This is a genomic window from Cedecea sp. FDAARGOS_727, from assembly GCF_012273235.1.
GTDB classification, from domain to species: domain Bacteria; phylum Pseudomonadota; class Gammaproteobacteria; order Enterobacterales; family Enterobacteriaceae; genus Cedecea; species Cedecea davisae.
This window is the reverse complement of record NZ_CP050966.1, coordinates 922,663-943,137: the sequence shown is the minus strand read 5'-3', so window position 1 is coordinate 943,137 and position 20,475 is coordinate 922,663. Positions and strand designations below refer to the sequence as shown.

General features: G+C 52.3%; 20 protein-coding genes, 1 tRNA gene and 1 pseudogene. 19 read left to right on the top strand and 3 right to left on the bottom strand.

From position 1 onward, the window contains the following. The first annotated feature begins 21 nt into the window (after window positions 1–21). On the top strand, window positions 22–603 hold the full coding sequence (gene lpcA / locus FOC35_RS04585) for a D-sedoheptulose 7-phosphate isomerase (protein ID WP_172568290.1): 582 nt from the start codon (window positions 22–24) through the stop codon (window positions 601–603). Window positions 604–655: 52 nt separating this feature from the next. Beyond that, on the top strand, window positions 656–1,423 hold the full coding sequence (locus FOC35_RS04580; protein ID WP_016535024.1) for a class II glutamine amidotransferase: 768 nt from the start codon (window positions 656–658) through the stop codon (window positions 1,421–1,423). On the opposite strand, the gene dpaA is transcribed toward FOC35_RS04580, so the two are convergent. Continuing rightward, the gene (dpaA, locus tag FOC35_RS04575) at window positions 1,394–2,134 is read right to left on the bottom strand and encodes a peptidoglycan meso-diaminopimelic acid protein amidase (RefSeq protein WP_016535025.1); all 741 of its coding nucleotides are present in this window, start codon (window positions 2,132–2,134) and stop codon (window positions 1,394–1,396) included. The genes FOC35_RS04580 and dpaA overlap by 30 nt on opposite strands. Before the next feature lie 231 nt (window positions 2,135–2,365). Here dpaA and dinB point away from each other — a divergent pair, with 231 nt between their 5' ends. Then, window positions 2,366–3,421 carry a DNA polymerase IV gene (gene dinB, locus FOC35_RS04570; RefSeq protein ID WP_172568289.1) on the top strand — a complete coding sequence of 352 codons (1,056 nt, stop codon included), beginning with the start codon at window positions 2,366–2,368 and terminating at the stop codon, window positions 3,419–3,421. A 116-nt stretch (window positions 3,422–3,537) separates the two neighbouring features. Here the strand turns inward: dinB and pepD are convergent, their stop codons facing one another. After that, a complete protein-coding gene (gene pepD, locus FOC35_RS04565) occupies window positions 3,538–4,995 on the bottom strand; it encodes a cytosol nonspecific dipeptidase (protein WP_039897945.1) in 1,458 nt (485 codons plus the stop codon). A 255-nt stretch (window positions 4,996–5,250) separates the two neighbouring features. Between pepD and gpt the strand changes: the two genes are divergently transcribed. The 3 genes from gpt to crl all read left to right on the top strand — a co-directional run bounded on the left by gpt (window position 5,251) and on the right by crl (window position 7,531). Continuing rightward, complete coding sequence (gene gpt / locus FOC35_RS04560) at window positions 5,251–5,709, top strand: xanthine phosphoribosyltransferase (RefSeq protein ID WP_172568288.1); 459 nt, start codon at window positions 5,251–5,253, stop codon at window positions 5,707–5,709. A gap of 115 nt (window positions 5,710–5,824) precedes the next feature. Then, window positions 5,825–7,072, top strand: coding sequence for an esterase FrsA (gene frsA, locus FOC35_RS04555; RefSeq protein ID WP_172568287.1), 1,248 nt, complete (start codon window positions 5,825–5,827; stop codon window positions 7,070–7,072). A 57-nt stretch (window positions 7,073–7,129) separates the two neighbouring features. Then, window positions 7,130–7,531: a sigma factor-binding protein Crl gene (gene crl, locus FOC35_RS04550; RefSeq protein WP_172568286.1), complete on the top strand. Its 402-nt coding sequence runs from the start codon at window positions 7,130–7,132 to the stop codon at window positions 7,529–7,531. Between the two features lie 47 nt (window positions 7,532–7,578). Here crl and FOC35_RS04545 read toward each other — a convergent pair whose 3' ends face one another. Continuing rightward, window positions 7,579–8,676, bottom strand: a complete 1,098-nt coding sequence (locus tag FOC35_RS04545; RefSeq protein ID WP_016535030.1) for a porin — start codon at window positions 8,674–8,676, stop codon at window positions 7,579–7,581. A gap of 298 nt (window positions 8,677–8,974) precedes the next feature. On the opposite strand from FOC35_RS04545, the gene proB reads away from it, so the two are divergent. From proB to FOC35_RS04485, 13 genes and pseudogenes are all read left to right on the top strand, one after another. Further along, entirely contained in the window at window positions 8,975–10,078 is a 1,104-nt protein-coding gene (gene proB / locus FOC35_RS04540) for a glutamate 5-kinase (RefSeq protein WP_016535032.1), read from the top strand. 10 nt (window positions 10,079–10,088) lie between these two features. Next, window positions 10,089–11,342, top strand: coding sequence for a glutamate-5-semialdehyde dehydrogenase (gene proA / locus FOC35_RS04535; RefSeq protein WP_172568285.1), 1,254 nt, complete (start codon window positions 10,089–10,091; stop codon window positions 11,340–11,342). Between the two features lie 109 nt (window positions 11,343–11,451). Then, window positions 11,452–11,527 (top strand) — tRNA-Thr (locus FOC35_RS04530). Between the two features lie 164 nt (window positions 11,528–11,691). After that, the gene (locus FOC35_RS04525) at window positions 11,692–12,873 is read left to right on the top strand and encodes an integrase arm-type DNA-binding domain-containing protein (RefSeq protein ID WP_172568284.1); all 1,182 of its coding nucleotides are present in this window, start codon (window positions 11,692–11,694) and stop codon (window positions 12,871–12,873) included. Beyond that, complete coding sequence (locus tag FOC35_RS04520) at window positions 12,873–13,670, top strand: hypothetical protein (RefSeq protein WP_172568283.1); 798 nt, start codon at window positions 12,873–12,875, stop codon at window positions 13,668–13,670. The genes FOC35_RS04525 and FOC35_RS04520 overlap by 1 nt, the downstream gene beginning before the upstream one ends. Before the next feature lie 107 nt (window positions 13,671–13,777). Beyond that, the gene (locus tag FOC35_RS22740) at window positions 13,778–13,978 is read left to right on the top strand and encodes an AlpA family transcriptional regulator (protein ID WP_254065370.1); all 201 of its coding nucleotides are present in this window, start codon (window positions 13,778–13,780) and stop codon (window positions 13,976–13,978) included. 34 nt (window positions 13,979–14,012) lie between these two features. Then, on the top strand, window positions 14,013–14,876 hold the full coding sequence (locus tag FOC35_RS04515) for a hypothetical protein (RefSeq protein ID WP_172568282.1): 864 nt from the start codon (window positions 14,013–14,015) through the stop codon (window positions 14,874–14,876). A gap of 23 nt (window positions 14,877–14,899) precedes the next feature. After that, a pseudogene (locus FOC35_RS04510) lies at window positions 14,900–15,901 on the top strand (P2 family phage major capsid protein). A gap of 103 nt (window positions 15,902–16,004) precedes the next feature. Continuing rightward, the gene (locus tag FOC35_RS04505; RefSeq protein WP_172568281.1) at window positions 16,005–16,577 is read left to right on the top strand and encodes a host cell division inhibitor Icd-like protein; all 573 of its coding nucleotides are present in this window, start codon (window positions 16,005–16,007) and stop codon (window positions 16,575–16,577) included. After that, window positions 16,574–16,816 (top strand): hypothetical protein, encoded by a 243-nt coding sequence (locus FOC35_RS04500; RefSeq protein ID WP_172568280.1) that lies wholly within the window; start codon window positions 16,574–16,576, stop codon window positions 16,814–16,816. Before FOC35_RS04505 ends, FOC35_RS04500 begins: the two co-directional genes overlap by 4 nt. After that, window positions 16,803–17,213, top strand: coding sequence for a DUF5375 family protein (locus tag FOC35_RS04495; RefSeq protein WP_172568279.1), 411 nt, complete (start codon window positions 16,803–16,805; stop codon window positions 17,211–17,213). Before FOC35_RS04500 ends, FOC35_RS04495 begins: the two co-directional genes overlap by 14 nt. Continuing rightward, window positions 17,210–19,897, top strand: a complete 2,688-nt coding sequence (locus FOC35_RS04490) for a DUF927 domain-containing protein (protein ID WP_172568278.1) — start codon at window positions 17,210–17,212, stop codon at window positions 19,895–19,897. Before FOC35_RS04495 ends, FOC35_RS04490 begins: the two co-directional genes overlap by 4 nt. Before the next feature lie 276 nt (window positions 19,898–20,173). Continuing rightward, the gene (locus FOC35_RS04485; RefSeq protein ID WP_172570325.1) at window positions 20,174–20,446 is read left to right on the top strand and encodes an ogr/Delta-like zinc finger family protein; all 273 of its coding nucleotides are present in this window, start codon (window positions 20,174–20,176) and stop codon (window positions 20,444–20,446) included. Window positions 20,447–20,475 lie beyond the last annotated feature (29 nt).

The following is a 20,475-nucleotide window of genomic DNA, read 5'->3' as shown; positions in this document are numbered from 1 at the left end:
TCAAACCTCAAGGACTTCCTCATGTACCAGGATCTTATTCGTAATGAGTTAAATGAAGCGGCGGAAACGCTGGCTAACTTCCTGAAGGATGAAGCAAATATTCATTCCATCCAGCGCGCAGCCGTGCTGCTGGCGGACAGTTTTAAAGCGGGCGGCAAAGTGCTGTCCTGCGGTAACGGCGGCTCGCACTGCGACGCCATGCACTTCGCTGAAGAGCTGACAGGCCGCTACCGTGAGAACCGCCCTGGCTACCCGGCGATTGCGATTTCCGACGTGAGCCACATCTCCTGCGTCAGCAACGACTTTGGTTATGACTACGTGTTCTCCCGCTACGTTGAAGCGGTTGGCCGCGAAGGCGACGTGCTGCTGGGTATCTCTACTTCCGGCAACTCCGGCAACGTCATCAAGGCGATTGAGGCCGCGCGTGCTAAAGGCATGAAGGTCATCACGCTGACCGGTAAAGACGGCGGCAAAATGGCGGGAACGGCGGATATCGAAATTCGCGTGCCGCATTTTGGCTATGCGGACCGCATTCAGGAGATCCACATTAAAGTGATCCACATCCTGATTCAGTTAATCGAAAAAGAAATGGTCAAGGCTTAGCCCGAAATCCTCCTGTCCGGCGGGCAGGAGGGTTCGTTGTGGGAGAGATGAGATGTGTGAACTGCTCGGGATGAGTGCCAACGTACCGACGGATATCTGCTTTAGTTTTACCGGTCTGGTGCAGCGCGGCGGCGGAACTGGCCCCCATAAAGACGGCTGGGGCATTACCTTCTATGAAGGCAAAGGCTGCCGCACGTTTAAAGATCCTCAGCCGAGCTTCAACTCGCCCATTGCCCGCCTGGTGCAGGAATACCCGATTAAATCCTGCTCGGTGGTGGCGCACATTCGCCAGGCTAACCGTGGCCAGGTGGCGCTGGAAAACACGCATCCGTTTACCCGCGAACTGTGGGGCCGCAACTGGACTTACGCCCATAACGGGCAGTTGAAAGGCTACCGTTCGCTTGAGACCGGCAGCTTCCGCCCGATAGGCGAAACGGACAGCGAGCAGGCGTTTTGCTGGCTGCTGCACAAGCTGACCCAGCGCTACCCGCGCACGCCCGGCAATATGGAAGCGGTATTCCGCTACATTACCGAGCTGGCAGGGCAGATGAGAGAGAAGGGCGTGTTTAACATGCTGCTGTCGGACGGGCGCTACGTGATGGCGTTTTGCTCGACTAACCTGTTCTGGATAACGCGCAGGGCACCGTTTGGCGTGGCGAAGCTGTTAGACAGGGATGTGGAAATCGACTTTCAGGAAGAGACCACACCGAACGATGTGGTCACTGTTATTGCTACTCAACCGCTGACGGCGAACGAAACCTGGCACAAGATTGAGCCAGGCAAGTCGGCGTTATTTTGCCTCGGTGAGCTTATAGTTTGAGACCAGCTGTGGCTGCACCGGCGTGGCCACCGCAGGTTTGCTTATCACATAGTTGCCGCTCACTACCGCGACGTTTGGCGGCTGGTGGTTGGCAGCAAAGTAGTCATAGCCCGGTTTCAGGCCTTTCCAGAAGTTGATATAAGTCGAGTATTTGTGGCGTTCCATGTTGGCGTCCGTCATGCGGAACGGGAAAATACTGACCTGCACGCGCGGCTGACCGAAGATCAGAGCGCCGGTCACAAACTGGAAAATCTCATCAATGCCGGAGTCGGTCATGGCGTAGCAGCCAATGGACACGCAGGCACCGTGGATCATCAAGTATTTCCCTTCATAGCCGTGCGAGCGGTCAAATTCGTTCGGGAAGCCGATATTAATCGCTTTATAGAAGCGGCTGTCCGGCTTTAGCTGACTGCGATCAACGCTATAAAAACCTTCGGGACTTTTAAAATCGCCCTGGCGCTGTTTTGGCCCCAGACCGCCTGAATAATTGCAGATGCGGTAGCTGTTGAGCATCTGATATTGCTCGCCCATTTTCACCCACAGTTCAAGGGTGCGCTCTTCTTTAAAGATTTGAATATAAACCGGGGAGCCCATGAGCTGCTGTCTGGTTTCTTTGCCGATGGGGGCGGCGACGCCGCTGCTATTCAGCAGGCTGGCGAAAGAGAAAAACGGCATAGAGAGCATCGCAATCATTAGTGCGATCTTACGCATACTGCTTGATTCCTTGATAAACCTGCAACTAACAGCCAGGACGGCTAAAGGGACCCTAAATCAGAATAATCTGGACAGGATTGCGCTCACATTAGCATCGTGGTTTTTTTTCGCAAGCGGCAGTCTGATGCGTTTACAAATTTTATTGGAATGAACAGGAAAGAGGGGATATTTCCTCATTGCCAAATAAGCTGTATACTTATCCAGTATTGTTTTCCGGGGCGGGTTATTATGCGCAAAATCATTCATGTCGATATGGACTGCTTTTTTGCCGCCGTTGAGATGCGTGATAATCCAGCCCTGCGCGACGTTCCGCTGGCTATCGGCGGCAGCGCCCAGCGGCGAGGCGTGATAAGCACCGCAAACTACCCCGCGCGCAAGTTTGGCGTGCACAGCGCCATGTCCACGGCGATGGCGCTGAAGCTTTGCCCTCATCTCACCCTGCTGCCGGGCAGATTCGACGCTTATAAAGAAGCCTCAAACCATATTCGCGAAATCTTCTCCCGCTACACCTCGCTGATTGAGCCGTTGTCTCTCGATGAAGCCTATCTGGACGTGACCAACAGCGAGCATTGCCAGGGCTCGGCAACCCTCATCGCCCGTGAAATTCGCCAGGCCATTTCCGACGAGCTGAACCTCACGGCTTCCGCCGGCATCTCGCCGGTCAAGTTTCTGGCCAAAATAGCCTCCGACCTTAATAAGCCGAACGGGCAGTACGTGATTACCCCGGAGCAAGTTCCCGCTTTCCTGCAAACGCTGCCGCTGGGGAAAATTCCCGGCGTCGGCAAGGTAACGGTAGCAAGGCTGGAAGAGATAGGCCTGCGAACCTGTGCGGACGTGCAAAAAGCCGACCTGGCGCTGTTGCTAAAGCGCTTTGGCAAGTTTGGCCGCGTGCTTTGGGAGCGCAGCCAGGGCATCGACGAGCGGGAAATCAGCAACGAGCGCCAGAGAAAGTCGGTTGGCGTGGAGCGCACGCTGGCGGAAGACATTCATGAATGGCAGGCGTGCGAGGACATTATCGAGCGGCTCTACCCGGAGCTGGAGCGAAGGCTGGCTAAGGAGCGTGCCGACCTGCGCATTGCCCGCCAGGGGGTAAAGCTCAAGTTTAATGACTTCCAGCTCACCACGCAGGAACACGTCTGGCCGGAGCTGAATAAAGAAGACCTGATTGCTACCGCGCGTAAAGCCTGGGAAGAGCGAAGGGGAGGGCGGGGCGTCCGGCTGGTGGGGCTACATGTGACTTTGCTGGACCCGCAGCTGGAAAGGCAGCTGCTGCTGGGGCTGTAAAGATAACCCTCATCCCGGCCTTCTCCCTGGAAGGGAGAAGGGGAAAGAATGAGGGCAAGGCAGACAAAGAAAGTCTCCTCTCCCTGGAAGGGAGAGGGTTAGGGTGAGGGTAAAAACTACTTCGCCGGAATAGCTTTCAGCAACTCGGTCAGCAGTTTCCAGTACTGGCCCACGCTTTCAATGTGAACCTGCTCATCCGGAGAGTGAGGCCCGGTGATAGTCGGCCCGATAGAAACCATGTCCATGTCCGGGTACGGTTTTTTGAACAGACCGCATTCCAGACCGGCGTGGATAACCATAATGTTCGGGGTTTTGTTGAACAGCTTCTGGTAGGTTTCACGCACCAGATGCATCACCGGAGAGTTAGCGTCCGGCTGCCAGCCAGGGTAGCTGCCTTTCGCTTCGGTTTTAGCCCCGGCCAGCTGGCCCAGCGCTTCCAGAACGCCAACAACGTGGTCTTTACCTGAGTCGATCAGGGATCGGATCAGGCAGATGATTTCCGCGCTGTCGTCGCTCATGGTCACTACGCCCGCGTTCAGGGAAGTTTCTACCACGCCTTTTACTTCGTCAGAATTGCGAATAACGCCGTTCGGGGTGGCGTTCAGCAGGCCGAGGAAGTTGGTGCGGCTTTTTGCCGTCAGCGCCTGTTTGTCAGAGCTTACGGGCTCTACCAGCACGGTCAGGTTCTTCTCTACCGCGGCCAGCTCGTTTTTCAGGATAGCGAGATACTCGTTAGCCAGGGACTTCAGCTCGGCCGCTTTAGCAGCAGGCACCGCGAGGGTAGCGAATGCTTCACGCGGAATAGCGTTGCGCAGAGTACCGCCGTTCAGATCCAGCAGGCGTGCGTCCAGCTCTGCTACGTGGGCAAACAGGAAGCGGGCCAGCAGCTTGTTGGCGTTGCCGAGGCCGAGGTGAATATCTCCGCCGGAGTGGCCGCCTTTCAGGCCTTTAATGGTCAGCTTGAAGGTTTCGAACCCGGCAGGAACCGCTTCGCGCTGCAACGGCAGGGTGGTGATGAAGTCGATGCCGCCTGCGCAGCCCATGTAGATCTCACCTTCTTCTTCGGAGTCGGTGTTGATCAGGATATCCGCCTGCAGCCAGCCAGCCTGGAGGCCGAACGCGCCGTCCATACCGGCTTCTTCGGTCATGGTCAGCAGCACTTCCAGCGGGCCGTGAACCACACTGTCATCTGCCAGAACCGCCAGGGCAGACGCCATGCCGATGCCGTTGTCCGCGCCCAGAGTGGTGCCGCGAGCTTTGATCCACTCGCCGTCGATGTACGGCTGGATCGGATCTTTAGTGAAGTCGTGAACGGTGTCGTTGTTTTTCTGCGGCACCATGTCGAGGTGTGCCTGGAGAACCACGGCTTTGCGGTTTTCCATTCCGGCGGTAGCCGGTTTACGAATCAGGATGTTGCCAACCTGGTCGCGCTCTACGTGCAGGCCTTTTTCTTTTGCCCAGGACAGGATGTGTTCCGCCAGCTCTTCTTCATGATAGGACGGGTGCGGAATGGAACAGATTTTGGCAAAAATATCCCACAGCGGCTGCGGAGATAGTTGAGACAATTCAGACACGTTGAGTCTCCCTGGAGTCATTTTTTTGGCATACCGGTCACGGTTTTGACCGGGTTCATTTACATCACAAGCTCTGCTTGCGCGATCTTCCGAGAATACCACTTTCTTTTGTTGCGTGAAGGCTGAATACGAGTAAAAACCACTGCCGTTGGCCCGCAACACTGGTTTTTAGTGCGTCAGATCTCTATAATCTCGCGCAACCAAAACCCCTTCGAATACTTTTTAAGCCGTTATTTACAGGCCGGGACACTTCACATGAGCGAAAAATACGTCGTCACCTGGGACATGTTGCAGATTCACGCCCGCAAGCTGGCTCAGCGCCTGCTGCCAGCAGAACAGTGGAAAGGCATTATCGCCGTTAGCCGTGGTGGCCTGGTGCCGAGCGCGCTGCTGGCTCGTGAACTGGGAATTCGCCATGTTGATACCGTTTGTATCTCCAGCTACGACCACGATAACCAGCGTGAGCTGACCGTACTGAAACGTGCGGAAGGTGACGGTGAAGGCTTCATCGTTATTGATGACCTGGTCGACACCGGCGGTACCGCTGTTGCTATCCGTGAAATGTACCCGAAAGCTCACTTTGTCACTATCTTCGCCAAGCCTGCTGGCCAGCCGCTGGTGGACGACTACGTGATTGACATCCCGCAGGACACCTGGATTGAGCAGCCGTGGGATATGGGTGTGGTATTTGTGCCGCCTCTGGCAGGCCGTTAATCCCCCATAAGTTATTTGAGTACCTTTACGCCCGGCTAGCCGGGCGTTTGTGTTATTTAGGCGGCATCAGGGCTACAATAGCGGCGTTTCTCGTATTCATGGAGGCAGTGAAACGATGTCGCAGGCCAATCTAAGCGAAACTCTCTTTAAGCCCAGATTCAAACACCCGGAAACCTCGACGCTGGTGCGCCGCGCCCGGCATACTGCGGCCTCGTCAATCCAGTCCGCGCTGGACGGGAAAAACGTTCCTCACTGGTATCGCATGATCAATCGCCTGATGTGGATTTGGCGAGGCGTTGACCCGCGTGAAATCCTCGAAGTACAGGCGCGCATTGCCTGTACCGAAGCCGAGCGCACCAACGACGACCTGTTTGATACCGTAGTGGGCTACCGTGGTGGAAACTGGATTTACGAATGGTCTAAGCAGGCGATGCTCTGGCAGCAGCGTGCTAACCAGGAAACCGATGAAGAAAAAATCGGTAAATACTGGCTCCAGGCTGCCAATCTTTACAGCATCGCGGCCTACCCGCACCTGAAGGGCGACGTACTGGCCGAGCAGGCTCAGGTCCTGGCTAACCGCGCCTATGAGGAAGCGGCTCCACGCCTTTCTGGCGGCCTGCGCGAGCTGGAGTTCCCGGTAGAAGGCGGCGGCACCATCAGCGGCTTCCTGCATTTGCCTAAGCAGGGAGAAGGCCCGTTCCCGACGGTATTGATGTGCGGCGGTCTGGACGCTCTGCAAAGCGACTATTACAGCCTGTTTGAGAAATACTTCGCTCCCCAGGGCATTGCGATGCTAACCATCGACATGCCGTCGGTAGGCTTCTCCGCCAAATGGAAGCTGACTCAGGACTCAAGCCTGCTGCACCAGCACGTACTCAGGGCGTTACCCAATATTCCGTGGGTCGACCACACCCGCGTTGCGGCCTTTGGCTTCCGTTTCGGAGCCAACGTGGCGGTACGCCTTGCCTACCTTGAAGCTAACCGCCTTAAAGCCGTGGCCTGCCTTGGACCGGTGGTGCACAGCCTGCTGAGCGACCCGCAGCGCCAGGCCGACGTGCCGGAAATGTACATCGACGTGCTTGCCAGCCGCCTCGGCATGACCAGCATCTCAGACAGCGCATTGAGCGTGGAGCTTAACCGCTACTCGCTCAAAACCCAGGGTCTGCTTGGCCGCCGCTGCCCAACGCCGATGCTTTCCGGTTTTTGGGCCAACGACCCCTTCAGCCCGGAAGAAGAATCGCGTTTAATCGCTTCGTCATCTGCGGACGGCAAATTACTCGAGATCCCGTTCAACCCGGTGTATCGAAACTTTGACAAAGCGCTGCAAGAAATTACCGGATGGATGAAACAAAGATTACGTTAATGATTTGCTAAATCTCAGCGGTTTGCTAAAACAGATGCTTCACAACAGGAGATCGTAATGACGTTACCGAGTGGACACCCGAAAAGTAGACTGATTAGAAAGTTCGCCTCGCTTGGCCCTTACATTCGGGAAGAGCAGTGTGAAGATAACCGCTTCTTCTTCGATTGCCTGGCTGTTTGCGTTAACGTTAAGCCTGCGCCAGAGAAGCGCGAGTTCTGGGGATGGTGGATGGTGCTGGAAGCCCAGGAAAAGCAGTTTACCTACACCTGGCAGTTCGGCCTGTTTGATAAAGACGGCAAATGGACTGCAACCCCGGCGAAGGACAAAGAAGTCGATGAGAAACTGGAGCAGACCCTGCGTGGGTTCCACGGGCGCCTGAAGGATTTACTCGCCAGCCTCGAACTTGGGCTGGTGCCCGCCGAGAACTTTGCTGAAAAGAAGCTAAAGCTCTCCGCCTGAAAATAAAAAATCCCCGTTCACCGAACGGGGATTTTTTTATCTAAAACTTAGAACTGGTAGGTCAGCGCCAGAGCAACGACGTTATCGTTATTCAGCTTCAGCTTGTTGCTATCGCTCAACTGGTTAATTTTGTAGTCGATGTAGGTAGACATGTTTTTGTTGAAGTAATAGTAAGTCCCGATCTCAATATATTTGGTCAGGTCCGCATCACCAATGCCTTCAATATCTTTCGCTTTGGACTGCACGTAGCCGATGGACGGACGCAGGCCGAAGTCAAACTGGTACTGAGCAACCACTTCAAACGCCTGGTTTTTATTAGCAAAACCAGAAACGTTGCTGGCGGAGTTCGCCAGAGAACCCGGGACGCTGATTGGCGTCATGTTGCGTGTTTCAGCGTAGGTTGTTGCCAGGTAAACGTTGTTTTTGTCGTACTTGATACCGGTGGTCCAGGCTTCGGCTTTAGTGCCCTGGCCGTAAGCGCCGGATTCTTGTTTGTTAGTACGGTCGGAGTTAGCGTATGCGCCGCCTACGGTCAGGCCGGTATCGGCGATGTCATAGGTCAGAGAAGTGCCGAAGCCGTCGCCGTTCTGTTTAGTCACATCGCGGCCGTCGTTCTGGTTTTTGCCCTGGTATTGCAGAGCCAGTTTCAGACCATCTACCAGACCAAAGAAGTTGTTGTTGCGGTAAGTCGCAACGCCGTTGGTACGGCCGGTCATGAAGTTGTCGGTTCTGGTGTAAGAGTCGTTACCATAATCCGGCATCATATCGGTGAAGGCACCGATGTTGTACAGCACGCCGTAGTTACGGCCGTAGTCGAATGAACCGTAGTCACCTGCTTTCAGGCCGGCAAACGCCAGACGGGTTTTCGCGGTATTTGGGTCACCTTCAACTTTGTTGGCGGCAACCTGGTATTCCCACTGGCCAAAACCGGTCAGCTGGCTGTTGATCTGAGTTTCGCCTTTGAAGCCCAGACGCGCATAGGTGCCGTCGCCGTCTACTGAGTTGTTGTCGCTCAGATAGTGCTCGGCTTTAACGCGGCCGTAGAGATCCAGTTTGTTACCGTTTTTGTTGTAAACTTCGGCTGCCTGAGACGCGGAAGCCGCAACGATGCCCATTACCACTAATGCCAGTGTGCTCTTTTTCATTTGTTATCCCAAGAATGGTGAAAGCCTGCAAAATTATTCCAGGAGTCGGGCTCCCGCTAAAAACAGGAAGGGTTTTATCGTCCGGAGATTAAAGATTTATGACAATTTAGGAGAAAGATTAAATATTCGTAATAAAGTTTGTATGTCATAAAAATGTAAAATATATCGACTACATTCAGCGATCCTTTCTCCCTTCTTAGCCCTTTTCCCGCACCGCCTGTTGGCAAGCCGCGTGACTCCTGTTACAACGTCATCTGGCTTTTTAATTTCCCCCTTTTCGTAAAAATGGCAGAGAATCATGAGTGACAGCCAGACGCTGGTGGTAAAACTAGGCACCAGCGTATTAACCGGTGGCTCCCGCCGCCTGAACCGCGCCCATATTGTTGAATTGGTTCGCCAGTGTGCTCAGCTGCACGCGGCGGGGCATCGTATTGTTATTGTTACCTCCGGGGCGATTGCCGCCGGACGCGAACATTTGGGTTACCCCGAACTCCCCGCAACCATCGCCTCCAAGCAATTGCTGGCCGCGGTGGGGCAAAGCCGCCTGATCCAGCTCTGGGAACAGCTGTTTTCTATTTACGGCATTCACGTAGGGCAGATGCTGCTGACCCGCGCCGACATGGAAGATCGTGAACGTTTCCTTAATGCCCGCGATACGCTAAGAGCCTTGCTGGACAACAACATTGTGCCGGTCATTAATGAAAACGACGCGGTGGCGACGGCGGAAATCAAAGTAGGCGATAACGACAACCTTTCTGCCCTGGCCGCTATTCTGGCCGGAGCCGACAAACTGCTGCTGCTGACCGACCAGCAGGGGCTGTACACCGCCGACCCGCGTAATAACCCGGAAGCGGAATTGATCAAAGAAGTTCACGGCATCGACGACGCGCTGCGCGCCATCGCCGGGGACAGCGTGTCCGGCCTGGGAACGGGCGGTATGGGCACCAAATTGCAGGCCGCGGACGTTGCCTGCCGCGCGGGCATAGACGTTATCATCGCCGCTGGCAGCAAGCCCGGCGTAATTGGCGACGTGATGGCCGGGACGCCGGTTGGCACACGTTTCCACGCCCAGCAGTCTCCGCTGGAAAACCGTAAACGCTGGATCTTTGGCGCTCCGCCTGCCGGTGAAATCACCGTGGATGACGGCGCGCTGTCTGCCATTCTCGAGCGCGGAAGCTCGCTGCTGCCAAAAGGCATTAAAAGCGTGAGCGGCAATTTCTCTCGCGGGGAAGTGATCCGCATTCGCAGCCTGGAAGGGCGCGACATTGCCCACGGCGTTTGCCGCTACAACAGCGACGCGCTGCGCCGCATCGCCGGGCATCACTCCCAGCAAATTGACGAAATCCTCGGCTATGAATACGGCCCGGTGGCCGTTCATCGCGACGACATGATTGTTAACTAAGGAGCAGGCAATGCTTGAACAAATGGGTAAAGCGGCAAAAGAGGCCTCTTACCAGCTGGCACTGCTCTCCGGGCGCGAGAAAAACCGCGTGCTGGAAAAGATTGCCGACTCTCTCGAAGCCCAGGCCGAAGAAATTCTGGCTGCAAACCAGCAGGACGTGGAAGAGGCGCGTAAAAACGGCCTTAGCGAAGCAATGCTCGACCGCCTGCTGCTCACTCCGGCACGCCTGAAAGGCATCGCCGATGACGTGCGCCAGGTCTGTAACCTCGCCGACCCGGTAGGGCAGGTGATTGACGGCGGGCTGCTGGACAGCGGGCTGCGCATTGAACGCCGCCGCGTGCCGCTCGGCGTGGTGGGCGTGATTTATGAAGCGCGCCCGAACGTGACAGTAGACGTAGCTTCTCTGTGCCTGAAAACCGGCAACGCCGCCATACTGCGCGGCGGGAAAGAAACGTGGCGCACCAACAACGCCACGGTCGCCGTGATCCAGAATGCGCTGGAAGCTTGCGGTCTGCCGAAGGCGGCAGTCCAGGCGATTGAAAACCCGGATCGCGCTCTGGTTAACGAGATGCTTCGCCTCGACCGCTACATCGACATGCTCATCCCACGTGGCGGTGCTGGCCTGCACAAGCTTTGCCGCGAGCAGTCGACGATCCCGGTGATCACCGGCGGCATCGGCGTGTGCCACATCGTGGTGGATGACACCGCGGAGTTTGAACCGGCGCTGAAAATCATCGTTAACGCCAAAACCCAGCGCCCGAGCACCTGTAATACGGTGGAAACGCTGCTGGTGCACCAGGCGATTGCGGGGAGCTTCCTGCCTGCGCTTAGCAAGCAGATGGCTGACTCCGGCGTAACGCTACACGCTGACGAAAAATCTCTGCCGATCCTGAAAAACGGCCCGGCGGCAGTAGAAGCGGTGAAAGAGGCGGATTACAACGACGAGTGGCTCTCGCTGCACCTTAACGTGAAAGTGGTTGCCGACCTGGATGACGCCATCGCACATATTCGCGAGCACGGCACCCAGCACTCCGACGCCATCCTCACCCGCACGCTGCGCAATGCGAACCGTTTTATTAACGAAGTGGACTCCTCTGCCGTGTACGTCAACGCCTCAACCCGCTTCACCGACGGCGGCCAGTTTGGCCTTGGCGCAGAAGTAGCTGTGAGCACCCAGAAGCTACACGCTCGCGGCCCGTTGGGGCTTGAAGCCTTAACCACCTACAAGTGGATCGGCTTTGGCGACGATACCATTCGTGCGTAAATAGCCCACGGGTGATGCAAAAACCAGCATGCAGTTTGATAAGTGGTTGACGCATCACCCGATCTTTCTTACCCTTTTACACCGTTACCCGCACGACACCTTTCTCCGTGCCGATATAGCTCAGTTGGTAGAGCAGCGCATTCGTAATGCGAAGGTCGTAGGTTCGACTCCTATTATCGGCACCATCCCCTAGTTTTCTCAAGTCAACTCACATCAACAAAATCCTTTAAAAACATAGAGACTAGGCTGATTTCAGTCGCTTGAGGTCAACCCCAATCACTTGAAATCAACATGCAATTGGGGGCACAATCAGGGGCATGTTCTGTTCGGTCTAGGAAATGTGCCCCCAATGATGCTGAATGCCCGTAAGGTTGAAGCCGCCAAAGGAAAAGAGAAGAGCTATAAGCTCTCTGATGGCGGCGGCCTGTATCTTCAGGTAGAACCCAATGGTTCACGATATTGGCGAATGAAGTATCGCTTCGCGGGTAAAGAAAAACGCTTATCTTTTGGCGTCTATCCAGCTGTCAGCCTTGCTGATGCCAGGCAAAAGCGCGAAGACGCAAAGAAATTACTCGCAGCTGGTGATGATCCTGGTGAAGCGAAAAAAGCAAAAAAGCAGGCTTTAACCGCTGCGATCGACACACTCAATCCATTCAGAGATGTGGCGTTAGAGTGGCACAAAATGAAGTCTCCAAAATGGTCTGAGGGCTACACTTCGGACATCATTGAGGCATTTGAGAAAGACATTTTTCCACATATTGGCCATCGTCCTATTGCCGATATCAAGCCCCTTGAGCTGCTTGAAGTTCTGAGGTTGATAGAAGCCAGAGGAGCAATGGAAAAAGCGAAAAAAGTTCGTCAACGATGCGGTGAAGTATTCCGCTATGCCATTGTAACGGGACGGGCGATATACAATCCGGCACCAGATCTTGCCAGTGCGATGCAAGGGCATGAAGCAGTCCACTATCCATTCCTCAAGGCAAACGAGCTACCTGAGTTTTTCAACGCCTTGAATGCCTATACTGGTAGCCCAATCGTGGTAGTAGGGGCACATTTACTTATCCTGACCGGCTTAAGAACAGGGGAGCTACGTGCGGCTGAATGGCGTGAGGTGGATTTTGAAAACGCTTTGTGGGAAATCCCTAAAGAGCGTATGAAGATGCGCCGTGCTCATACTGTACCGCTTTCGAGCCAAGCGTTGGCTTATCTCGAAAGGTTGAAAGAATTGACGGGAAATTATCCGCTGATGTTTCCCGGACGTAATGATCCCAGTAAATGCATGAGTGAAGCCAGCATTAATCAGGTTTTTAAGCGTATTGGATATGCTGGACGTGTTACAGGTCATGGATTTAGGCACACAATGAGTACTATTTTGCATGAAAAAGGTTTTAATACCGCATGGATTGAGACGCAGCTTGCTCATCTAGATAAAAATACTATCCGGGGGATTTATAATCATGCCCAGTATATTGAGGGGCGACGAGAAATGATGCAATGGTATGGTGATTTTATTGAAAGGAATGAGGTCTAATGGCTAATAAAATCCCACCCCTAAAACTCTACCGCTCTTATTATAGCGTTAATGATGCCGCTAAATTATTAGGATGCGACCAGGAAGATATTTTTTTCTTAGCTGGAGTGAATAATATAGTATTCTCTACCCGCTTCAGTGGTGAAGGGACATATGCTAAAAGTCGCGTGAGAAACGTTGAGGATTTTATACGTCATATTAACGGGTTGGAAAAGGATGATGAAGGGTATAGTTATATATCAGAGTTTAGTTTGATAAAAATTCATGAGATAAAAATAGATAAAAAATTGATTGTTACTAAAATTAAAGGTCATTTCAAGCATTCACGTAAAGCTCAGGATGACTTCATTTACTTTAGCGGTCAGCCTCCTGAATACCCTTCTCTTTTTGTTCCTGCTGGAAATATAAACTCTGAAAAGATAAAGTTTATCCAGATTGATTGGTTAAACTCTGATGGCTTTGGTTTTGATGATAATGGATATATTTCATGTGATGACATTAGAAATCTTCATTCAGTGATGAATGATAGCGTGTCTTCGGATGAAACATATAAATCTCTCTCTATCGCTCAGCAAGAGCGTCATGCAGTAAAAAGAAATGAAGTATTAAGTGTTGCTCTCTATTTATATAAAGAAAATTCAAATTATCGAAAAGAAAGTGCATCTGCATTATCTGAGCTTATTTTTAGTAGGGCGCAAGAGTTTTGGCCTGAAGAAAAAGAACCTCCTTTATCCCATGCAGTTATTTGCAAACTGATTTCTGGGATATTTAAAAAGCCAGTTTTTACAAAAAATTAACATTAGTGGTGGGTAAGTTTTTTTTACTTACTCACCTTTTTTGCATCCTAACATGATGTTGTAATCCTCTCCATTGACGCAGATTGATACATAAAGAGGAACAATATATGAGGTTTGCAAATACCAGACCTGCCGCCGATTCACTCATTGATATGAAGTTTATCACTTCAGATTGCCTGTTTACTGACAAGTGGATTTATAAGTTAATATCACTAGGTAAGTTTCCTAAGCCAATTAAATTGGGGAGGATGTCTCGATGGCGAGCTGGTGATTATTACTCCTGGCGAGATAGCCATTCTCCTAAATAAAATTTAAACTTTAATATGCTTGAAGGAATTTAAAATGAATAATTGTCTGTCAGTGCAAAATGGACTACATGTACCTTTTCCATTTAAAAGTGAAAATATGTCAATTTTGGAAAACTACTGTGTTGTTCCTTTTGAAGAGGGTAACACCGATGGTGCTTGTGTTGCACGTATCATTGAAATTCACAAACTAAATAAGCTGCGTATCAAAGGTAAAAAGCTGAATGAGCTTACGGGGTTGTCTATTCCTGATAGCTTAACTACAGGTGAAGAGATTAATCTTCTCTTGAAACATTTCACCCATATTTGTCGTAAGAAAGAAGATGAGCTGTCTTTCTTGCAAAATGAGTTCAGTGATGCTGAGTTTGCCTGGGAAAATGCCACCTCATCTAAAAGCATCCGAAATATTTCGGACGCCACTACAAAGGGAACGACAAAGGCTGATATGGAATATCGCTATCGTGCTGCGTTGTCGCGTCTGAATGAGCAAAAAGAACGGCTGGGAATAATCAAGCTGTTGCCTGGATTACTTGCTGATGAGGCAGATTACATCGAAAAGGGAATTGATAAACGGTTGTTACATCGGTTTCCCGGTTCTCTTTGTATTCCACCGGGTTTAATGTCGGTATTGCATGATGGTGTTTTGATTCAGAGTATTAGTTTTATTCTGGAGCAGCTTGATACGTTAGATAAGGCAGTGCAGGACATTATTAATTGTTGCTCTGTACCAACGGATAAGTATCTGTTGAACAATGGTGGTGCGGCGCGAGCCTTTGCTTACAGGGAGTACTATAGCGTTAACAGTGGCTCTTTACGCTCTCTTATTGCAGCACGTGATTATGTTGAGCATGTGATGAAGTATCGCCACATTGCCGAGTTTAAAAACAAACTCTTCTCTTAATTTATTTCAAGCAGGTAATAACTATGTATGCCTTCAGAACTGAAAGGCCGGAAGCGGCACGTCAGTACCATAAGAAATTTACGTCAGGTACAGAACACAGTGGAGATTCTAAACGCCGTTTTTCACTCACCACAGCCAACGAAAATATTTTTTGCAGGAAAATATTAGAATCCGGCTGGTTAATGGAAAATATCACATTACGTGATGTAAATGCGGTATCCGGGAATGCTATTCGAATTGGAGCCAGTGAACTCCATACCGGGCGTGTCAATGGCGGTCGTTTTCGTAAAAAAATGGCCATCAATGGTACTGAATTCTTTTTGTCGGAAACGGATACCTCAGCCAGAATCAGCTAATCCGATATGTCTAATATTTATCACACGGGTATGCCCGATGAGTTTGAGGACGAAGTGTCGGCGTTTTTTGCCCAGGCTTATGCACTCGATATGCTGCGTGTTGGATTTAATGGTGTCGCAATATCAGAAACTACTGACCCAGAAACATATAAAAAAGGCGAAGATGTGAATATTGGATGGCATGCGCTGGCTAAAACTTACGGCGATGGAAAGCAGATTTTAACTGAGCCTTTGTCACTGGGAGAGTCAGGAACCTGGAAGAATATCGATCTGCTTGCAAATCATCTGATTACAGAGCTTATTGCTGAACCTTTTCGTGATGATCCGCGTCTGGTCGTTCTGGTGGGAGCAGAGCTGGCTGCAACCCAGCGACTTAAACTCTTTAATGCCGCAGACCGCCCGGTAGATATTAACGCAGCACAGATGGTTACAAGCTCAGTTGCGGGACGTTTTGCTTTTATTCCGCCATTTATGCCGGGTAAACGACTGGCTGTGACTACTCTGGAAAATTTGCATATCTATACCCAGTCCAGTACTCGCTGGTTCCGGGCGGAATTTGATGATGAAGAAAATGAATACGTAAATTCTTATCTTCGCAATGAAGGTTATGCCCTGGGTGAGCCTGAGTTATATGCCGCTGTGGATGAAAGCGCTATTACGCTGGTTTAGTTTTTTCTGATAAATAAAAAGCCCGCAAAAAATAAGCGGGCTTTGTTTGAAATTAAAACAGGAATGTTTACAGCGTTCTGGCATTCGCCATAAGGATTTCATAATGACAGCGTTACACAGCATGAGCAACAGACTTCATTCGGTTATAAATCGCTTGCAATATCAGAACGGTGCGGGCTATATTCACCACGTTGCCGCAAAATCGGCAACCGGGCGTGGAAACCCGTGTAATCTGAAGGCGACACCAGACGCGCCACGCGTCTTTTTTTGTGTCTTTGTCTTTGTTCATCTATTACGGACACAATGGTTTCTTTGCTGTTGTGGCTATCGAGTAATGGTGGCTCAGGCGGGGCTGACTCCGGTCAGGCCGGTATCCTTCAGAGCCGGTATTTCCACCCCCGTCTGGGCTACCACCAGTGAGCGTGGAAACTCCGGTGGTAGCGATACCCGCTATCTGAAGGAGGTTGCCATCATGGCTACAGTCCCGGCTTTATCTCACCCTGAATTTACCTTTGTCTTTCTTGCTGTTCCTCGCGCGGATTACAGCGCAAGTCCCTGTTCCCTGCGTGTCACTGCGCCAAATGAGCATGATGCCCGGCTGACACTGGTTTCTGATTTTATTCTCAGCCTTGCCGCCCGTATCCCGGTAAAAACTATCCGGGAGGTAGCAGCATGAGCACTTCATCGAAAAAAACGCTTACCTGCACCCTGAGTGAAGCGGGGGAACGCCGTCTGTTACGTGCAGCACTGGCCAGTGAGTTTCTGGCTGAAGTACTGGCAATTCCTGCGGTGAATGGGATGCGTGCGGTTTCAGCCGAAGGCGCTGCGGCAATGCTGGCCTGTATTGCCGAGCAACTGGATGGTGTGGTGAAAGAAACCAGTACGATGAAAGGGGAACGCCATGAACACAACTGACATGCTGCATACCTCTGAATTCCGTGCAGCTCTCCTGCGCCGTTACATTGCCGGGGCTTTTATTGCCCTGATGACGCGCCTTCATGGCGAACCTGTCTATGTGGAGGACGGGGAGTGTATTGCGCTGACGCCCGATCGGGTGGCCATTAATATTCTTTATCACATTGAAGCCCCCTGGATTCAGGAGTTTGGACAGGAAGAGGGGCGCCGTCTGGCCTGTGAAATCCTCGAAAAAATGCTGGGGTCAGGGTTTATGGCTGAATGTATCCGGCTTTCTGCATTTGGCGTATCAGAATTGCGTGAAATGTACCGGGATATCGTTTTTGGTGCCCCTGACGGGGAGCTGCCTGACGGATTCGAATTTGTTTCGGCGGAAAACGGGGAGGTGCGGCTGTGAAACCTCAATCTGTATCTGTTATTGCCGGGGCAGCAGGCGGGCGCTGGCCTCATATTTTATCTGCGCTGGGGATCAAAGTTCCATCTGGTAAGCGTCACGGAGCCTGTCCGGCCTGTGGGGGTAAAGATCGCTTTCGCCTTGATGATAAAGAAGGGCGTGGTACGTGGTTTTGTAATCAATGCGGTAGCGGCGATGGTCTGGATCTGGTGCGTCTGGTTGCCGGAGGGACGGTCAAAGAGGCGGCGGCCAGCGTATCGGAGGTTCTTGCGATACCGGAAGTGATGGAAAAGCCTGTTGTGCCAGCCAGGGAAAAGGCACCGGCAAAAGAAACGGGTGAGGGGCGGTATATACGCCTCAGAAAACACTCCCGGAGTGGTGAAGCCAGCTACCTGACAAATAAGGGATTGCACGGATATTCTCTCCCCCTGATAGCGCAACCGCTGAATCAGGCGGGGATAACGTTTCCTGTTGGCTCGTTGCTGCTGCGGCTGACGGATATCGCCGGCAATACCACGGGAGGCCAGCTTATCAGCCCGGACGGGGAAAAAAGCCTGTTGCCCGGTAGCCAGTTATCAGGCGCATTTATTGCCCTGGCTGATTTTCCTTCTGAAGCGCCCGAACAGGTCATTATCACAGAAGGCTACGCCACGGCGCTGACCGCCAGTCTGCTGGCTGAAGGGTGGTGTGTGGCGGCTGTTGCGGCCACCAATTTACTGAAAGTGGCAGAGCAAATCCGCAAGCGCTGGCCGGAAGCCCGTATCGTGCTCGCCGGGGATAACGATCTGGTGGATGGAAAGGAAAATACCGGACGCGTCCAGGCTGAGAAGGCGGCAAAAGCAGTGGATGGCTGGGTAACTCTCCCGCCTGTGCGTCACAAAGCAGACTGGGATGATTACCGGCAGGAAGCCGGTAAAGAGAGGGCGCGTGAAGCCTTCAGGGAAGAAATGACGTTGCACGGCAGAGGGCAAACCCGACTGCCTCAGGGATTCAGACTGACGAAAGAATATCTGTGGTACGACAAGCTGGTGAACAAGTCTGATGGTGATACGGAAATTCGTAACATCAAGATTTGCAGCCCGCTGCGGGTAACGGCGATCACCAGTGATGCAGACGGCAGCAACTATGGCCGTTTACTTGAATGGGAAGATACCAACGGTAATAGCCGTAAATGGGCGATGCCGATGGAAATGCTGGGCGGCAGCGGAGAAGAGCTACGCCGGGTGCTGTTGGTTAATGGGCTTTCCTATATCAACATCAACGGCATGGCCAGAGCGTTCCTGATGGAATATCTGTCGCTTTGCAAACCCGACAGAAAAGTGACCTGTGTGAACAAAACCGGCTGGCATGGCGGTGTTTATGTTCTTCAGGATGAGGTGATTGGGCGTGAATCCCAGTCGGTGATATTGCAGACATCGAGTGTTCAGGGGCGTGATTTTCGTGTCAGTGGAACGTCTGAAGAGTGGCGGCAAAATATCGGGCGCTATTGTGTCAGTAATGCCCGCCTGGCCTTTGCTGTGAGTTTGTCCTTTGCGGCTCCGCTTCTGACGCTGGTCGGCATGAGCGGTGGTGGCTATCACCTGAAAGGCGAATCGACGGACGGTAAAACCACGACCATGAAAGTGGCTGCGTCGGTATGCGGTGGCACAGATTTCTGGCATACGTGGCGGGCAACCGGTAACGCCCTGGAGGGGACGGCGAGTCGCCGTAATGATGCCACCCTGATGCTTGATGAAATCCGTGAGGTTGACGGCAGGGAAGCGGGAAACATTGCCTATATGCTGGCGAATGGCCAGGGAAAAGCCAGAGCCAGAACAGATGGATCGGTGAGGGAAACCAACCGCTGGAACCTGTTATTTCTGTCCACCGGAGAGCTGTCACTGGTTGAACACGCCGCCAGTGCAGGTGAGAGAACCTATGCCGGGGTTGAGGTCAGGATGATTCAGATCCCCAGTGACTCAGGTAAATACGGTGTGTTTGAGGAGCTGCACGGTTTTAGCGGAGGAAAAGCGCTGGCGGAACATCTTGAACAGTCAGTGCCGCATTTTCACGGCACACCTTTCCGGGACTGGCTGCACTGCCTGACCGGGGAACTGCCTGAGTTAACCAGCAAGGCGAAAGCCCTGCTGAAGGAGTATACGCGCAGACTGACACCGGAAAATGCCGGAAATCAGGTCGGACGGGCTGTAACCCGTTTTGCCCTGGTTGCCATGGCCGGGGAACTGGCGACGCAGGCCGGGATAACCGGCTGGCCGGAAGGGGAGGCATTCCGGGCTGCTGAAAGCTGTCTGGCATCGTGGATGGCGGATCGCGGCCACACCGCCAATCAGGAAGATAAAACTGCGCTGGAGCAGGTGCGCGACTTTATGACCCGTAATCAGTTCAGCCGCTTTGCTGACTGGCACGACGACAGGAACCGGCCGCTTTCGATGATGGGATTCAGGAAGGTGGATAAAGGGGATAACACCACAGAGCCGGTTGTGACGTTCTATGTGCTGCCGTCCGGGTGGAAAGAAATCTGTAAGGGATTTGATTCCCGCAAGGTAGCCCGGTTGTGCGTGGAGGCAGGCTGGCTGAAAGCCGGGGATGACGGGCGTACTCAAACCAGCATACGCCTGCCAGAGATAGGGCTTAAACGTGTGTACCAGTTCAACACGCAGGTACTGGGAAGCGCAGAGGCGGAATAACTTTCGCGCGAGTCTTATTTTTATGAGGTAACACTGGTAACAGAGGTAACACCCTGCACTGATGCGGTTCGTGGCTGTTACCAGTGAAAATATTCAACTGGTAACAGAGGTAACAAAAAAAGATGTGTTACCACTCGTTACCTCAGATAAAACTAGACTGGTAACGCATTAAACGTAATTAAATCAATGATGTTACACGTGTTACCAGTGTTACACGTTCAGGAAGAGGGGGAGGGCGTCAAATCCCTTTCTCTGGCAGGCAAAAGAGGAAAAATGATGCGGATGATAAAAATGGTCTGCCCGGTATGCCAGACAGTGGCAAAGATTGGAAAAACAAACAGGAAGCACCCGCAGTTGTACGATGTGTATTGCTACTGTTCAAACATCAACTGTGGCCACTCGTTTGTAATGAATGTCACCTTTTCTCACTCAGTCAGCCCCAGCGCACTCAACGGGCAGGGCAGGGTTAAAGCGTTAATTGATGCTTTGCCCGCTGAAGAGCGTGAAAAAGCGTTAGAGATTTTGCTGGCATCTAAAGAAAGCCGATAGAACGATGCGCCGGTAAGTTTGCCAATACC

Excerpts from the sequence above, each read along its gene's own strand:
- lpcA (WP_172568290.1), top strand. The coding sequence starts at position 22 with ATGTACCAGGATCTTATTCGTAATGAGTTAAATGAAGCGGCGGAAACG.
- FOC35_RS04580 (WP_016535024.1), top strand. The coding sequence starts at position 656 with ATGTGTGAACTGCTCGGGATGAGTGCCAACGTACCGACGGATATCTGC.
- dpaA (WP_016535025.1), bottom strand. The coding sequence starts at position 2,134 with ATGCGTAAGATCGCACTAATGATTGCGATGCTCTCTATGCCGTTTTTC.
- dinB (WP_172568289.1), top strand. The coding sequence starts at position 2,366 with ATGCGCAAAATCATTCATGTCGATATGGACTGCTTTTTTGCCGCCGTT.
- gpt (WP_172568288.1), top strand. The coding sequence starts at position 5,251 with ATGAGCGAAAAATACGTCGTCACCTGGGACATGTTGCAGATTCACGCC.
- frsA (WP_172568287.1), top strand. The coding sequence starts at position 5,825 with ATGTCGCAGGCCAATCTAAGCGAAACTCTCTTTAAGCCCAGATTCAAA.
- crl (WP_172568286.1), top strand. The coding sequence starts at position 7,130 with ATGACGTTACCGAGTGGACACCCGAAAAGTAGACTGATTAGAAAGTTC.
- FOC35_RS04545 (WP_016535030.1), bottom strand. The coding sequence starts at position 8,676 with ATGAAAAAGAGCACACTGGCATTAGTGGTAATGGGCATCGTTGCGGCT.
- proB (WP_016535032.1), top strand. The coding sequence starts at position 8,975 with ATGAGTGACAGCCAGACGCTGGTGGTAAAACTAGGCACCAGCGTATTA.
- proA (WP_172568285.1), top strand. The coding sequence starts at position 10,089 with ATGCTTGAACAAATGGGTAAAGCGGCAAAAGAGGCCTCTTACCAGCTG.
- FOC35_RS04525 (WP_172568284.1), top strand. The coding sequence starts at position 11,692 with ATGATGCTGAATGCCCGTAAGGTTGAAGCCGCCAAAGGAAAAGAGAAG.
- FOC35_RS04520 (WP_172568283.1), top strand. The coding sequence starts at position 12,873 with ATGGCTAATAAAATCCCACCCCTAAAACTCTACCGCTCTTATTATAGC.
- FOC35_RS22740 (WP_254065370.1), top strand. The coding sequence starts at position 13,778 with ATGAGGTTTGCAAATACCAGACCTGCCGCCGATTCACTCATTGATATG.
- FOC35_RS04515 (WP_172568282.1), top strand. The coding sequence starts at position 14,013 with ATGAATAATTGTCTGTCAGTGCAAAATGGACTACATGTACCTTTTCCA.
- FOC35_RS04505 (WP_172568281.1), top strand. The coding sequence starts at position 16,005 with ATGACAGCGTTACACAGCATGAGCAACAGACTTCATTCGGTTATAAAT.
- FOC35_RS04500 (WP_172568280.1), top strand. The coding sequence starts at position 16,574 with ATGAGCACTTCATCGAAAAAAACGCTTACCTGCACCCTGAGTGAAGCG.
- FOC35_RS04495 (WP_172568279.1), top strand. The coding sequence starts at position 16,803 with ATGAACACAACTGACATGCTGCATACCTCTGAATTCCGTGCAGCTCTC.
- FOC35_RS04485 (WP_172570325.1), top strand. The coding sequence starts at position 20,174 with ATGCGGATGATAAAAATGGTCTGCCCGGTATGCCAGACAGTGGCAAAG.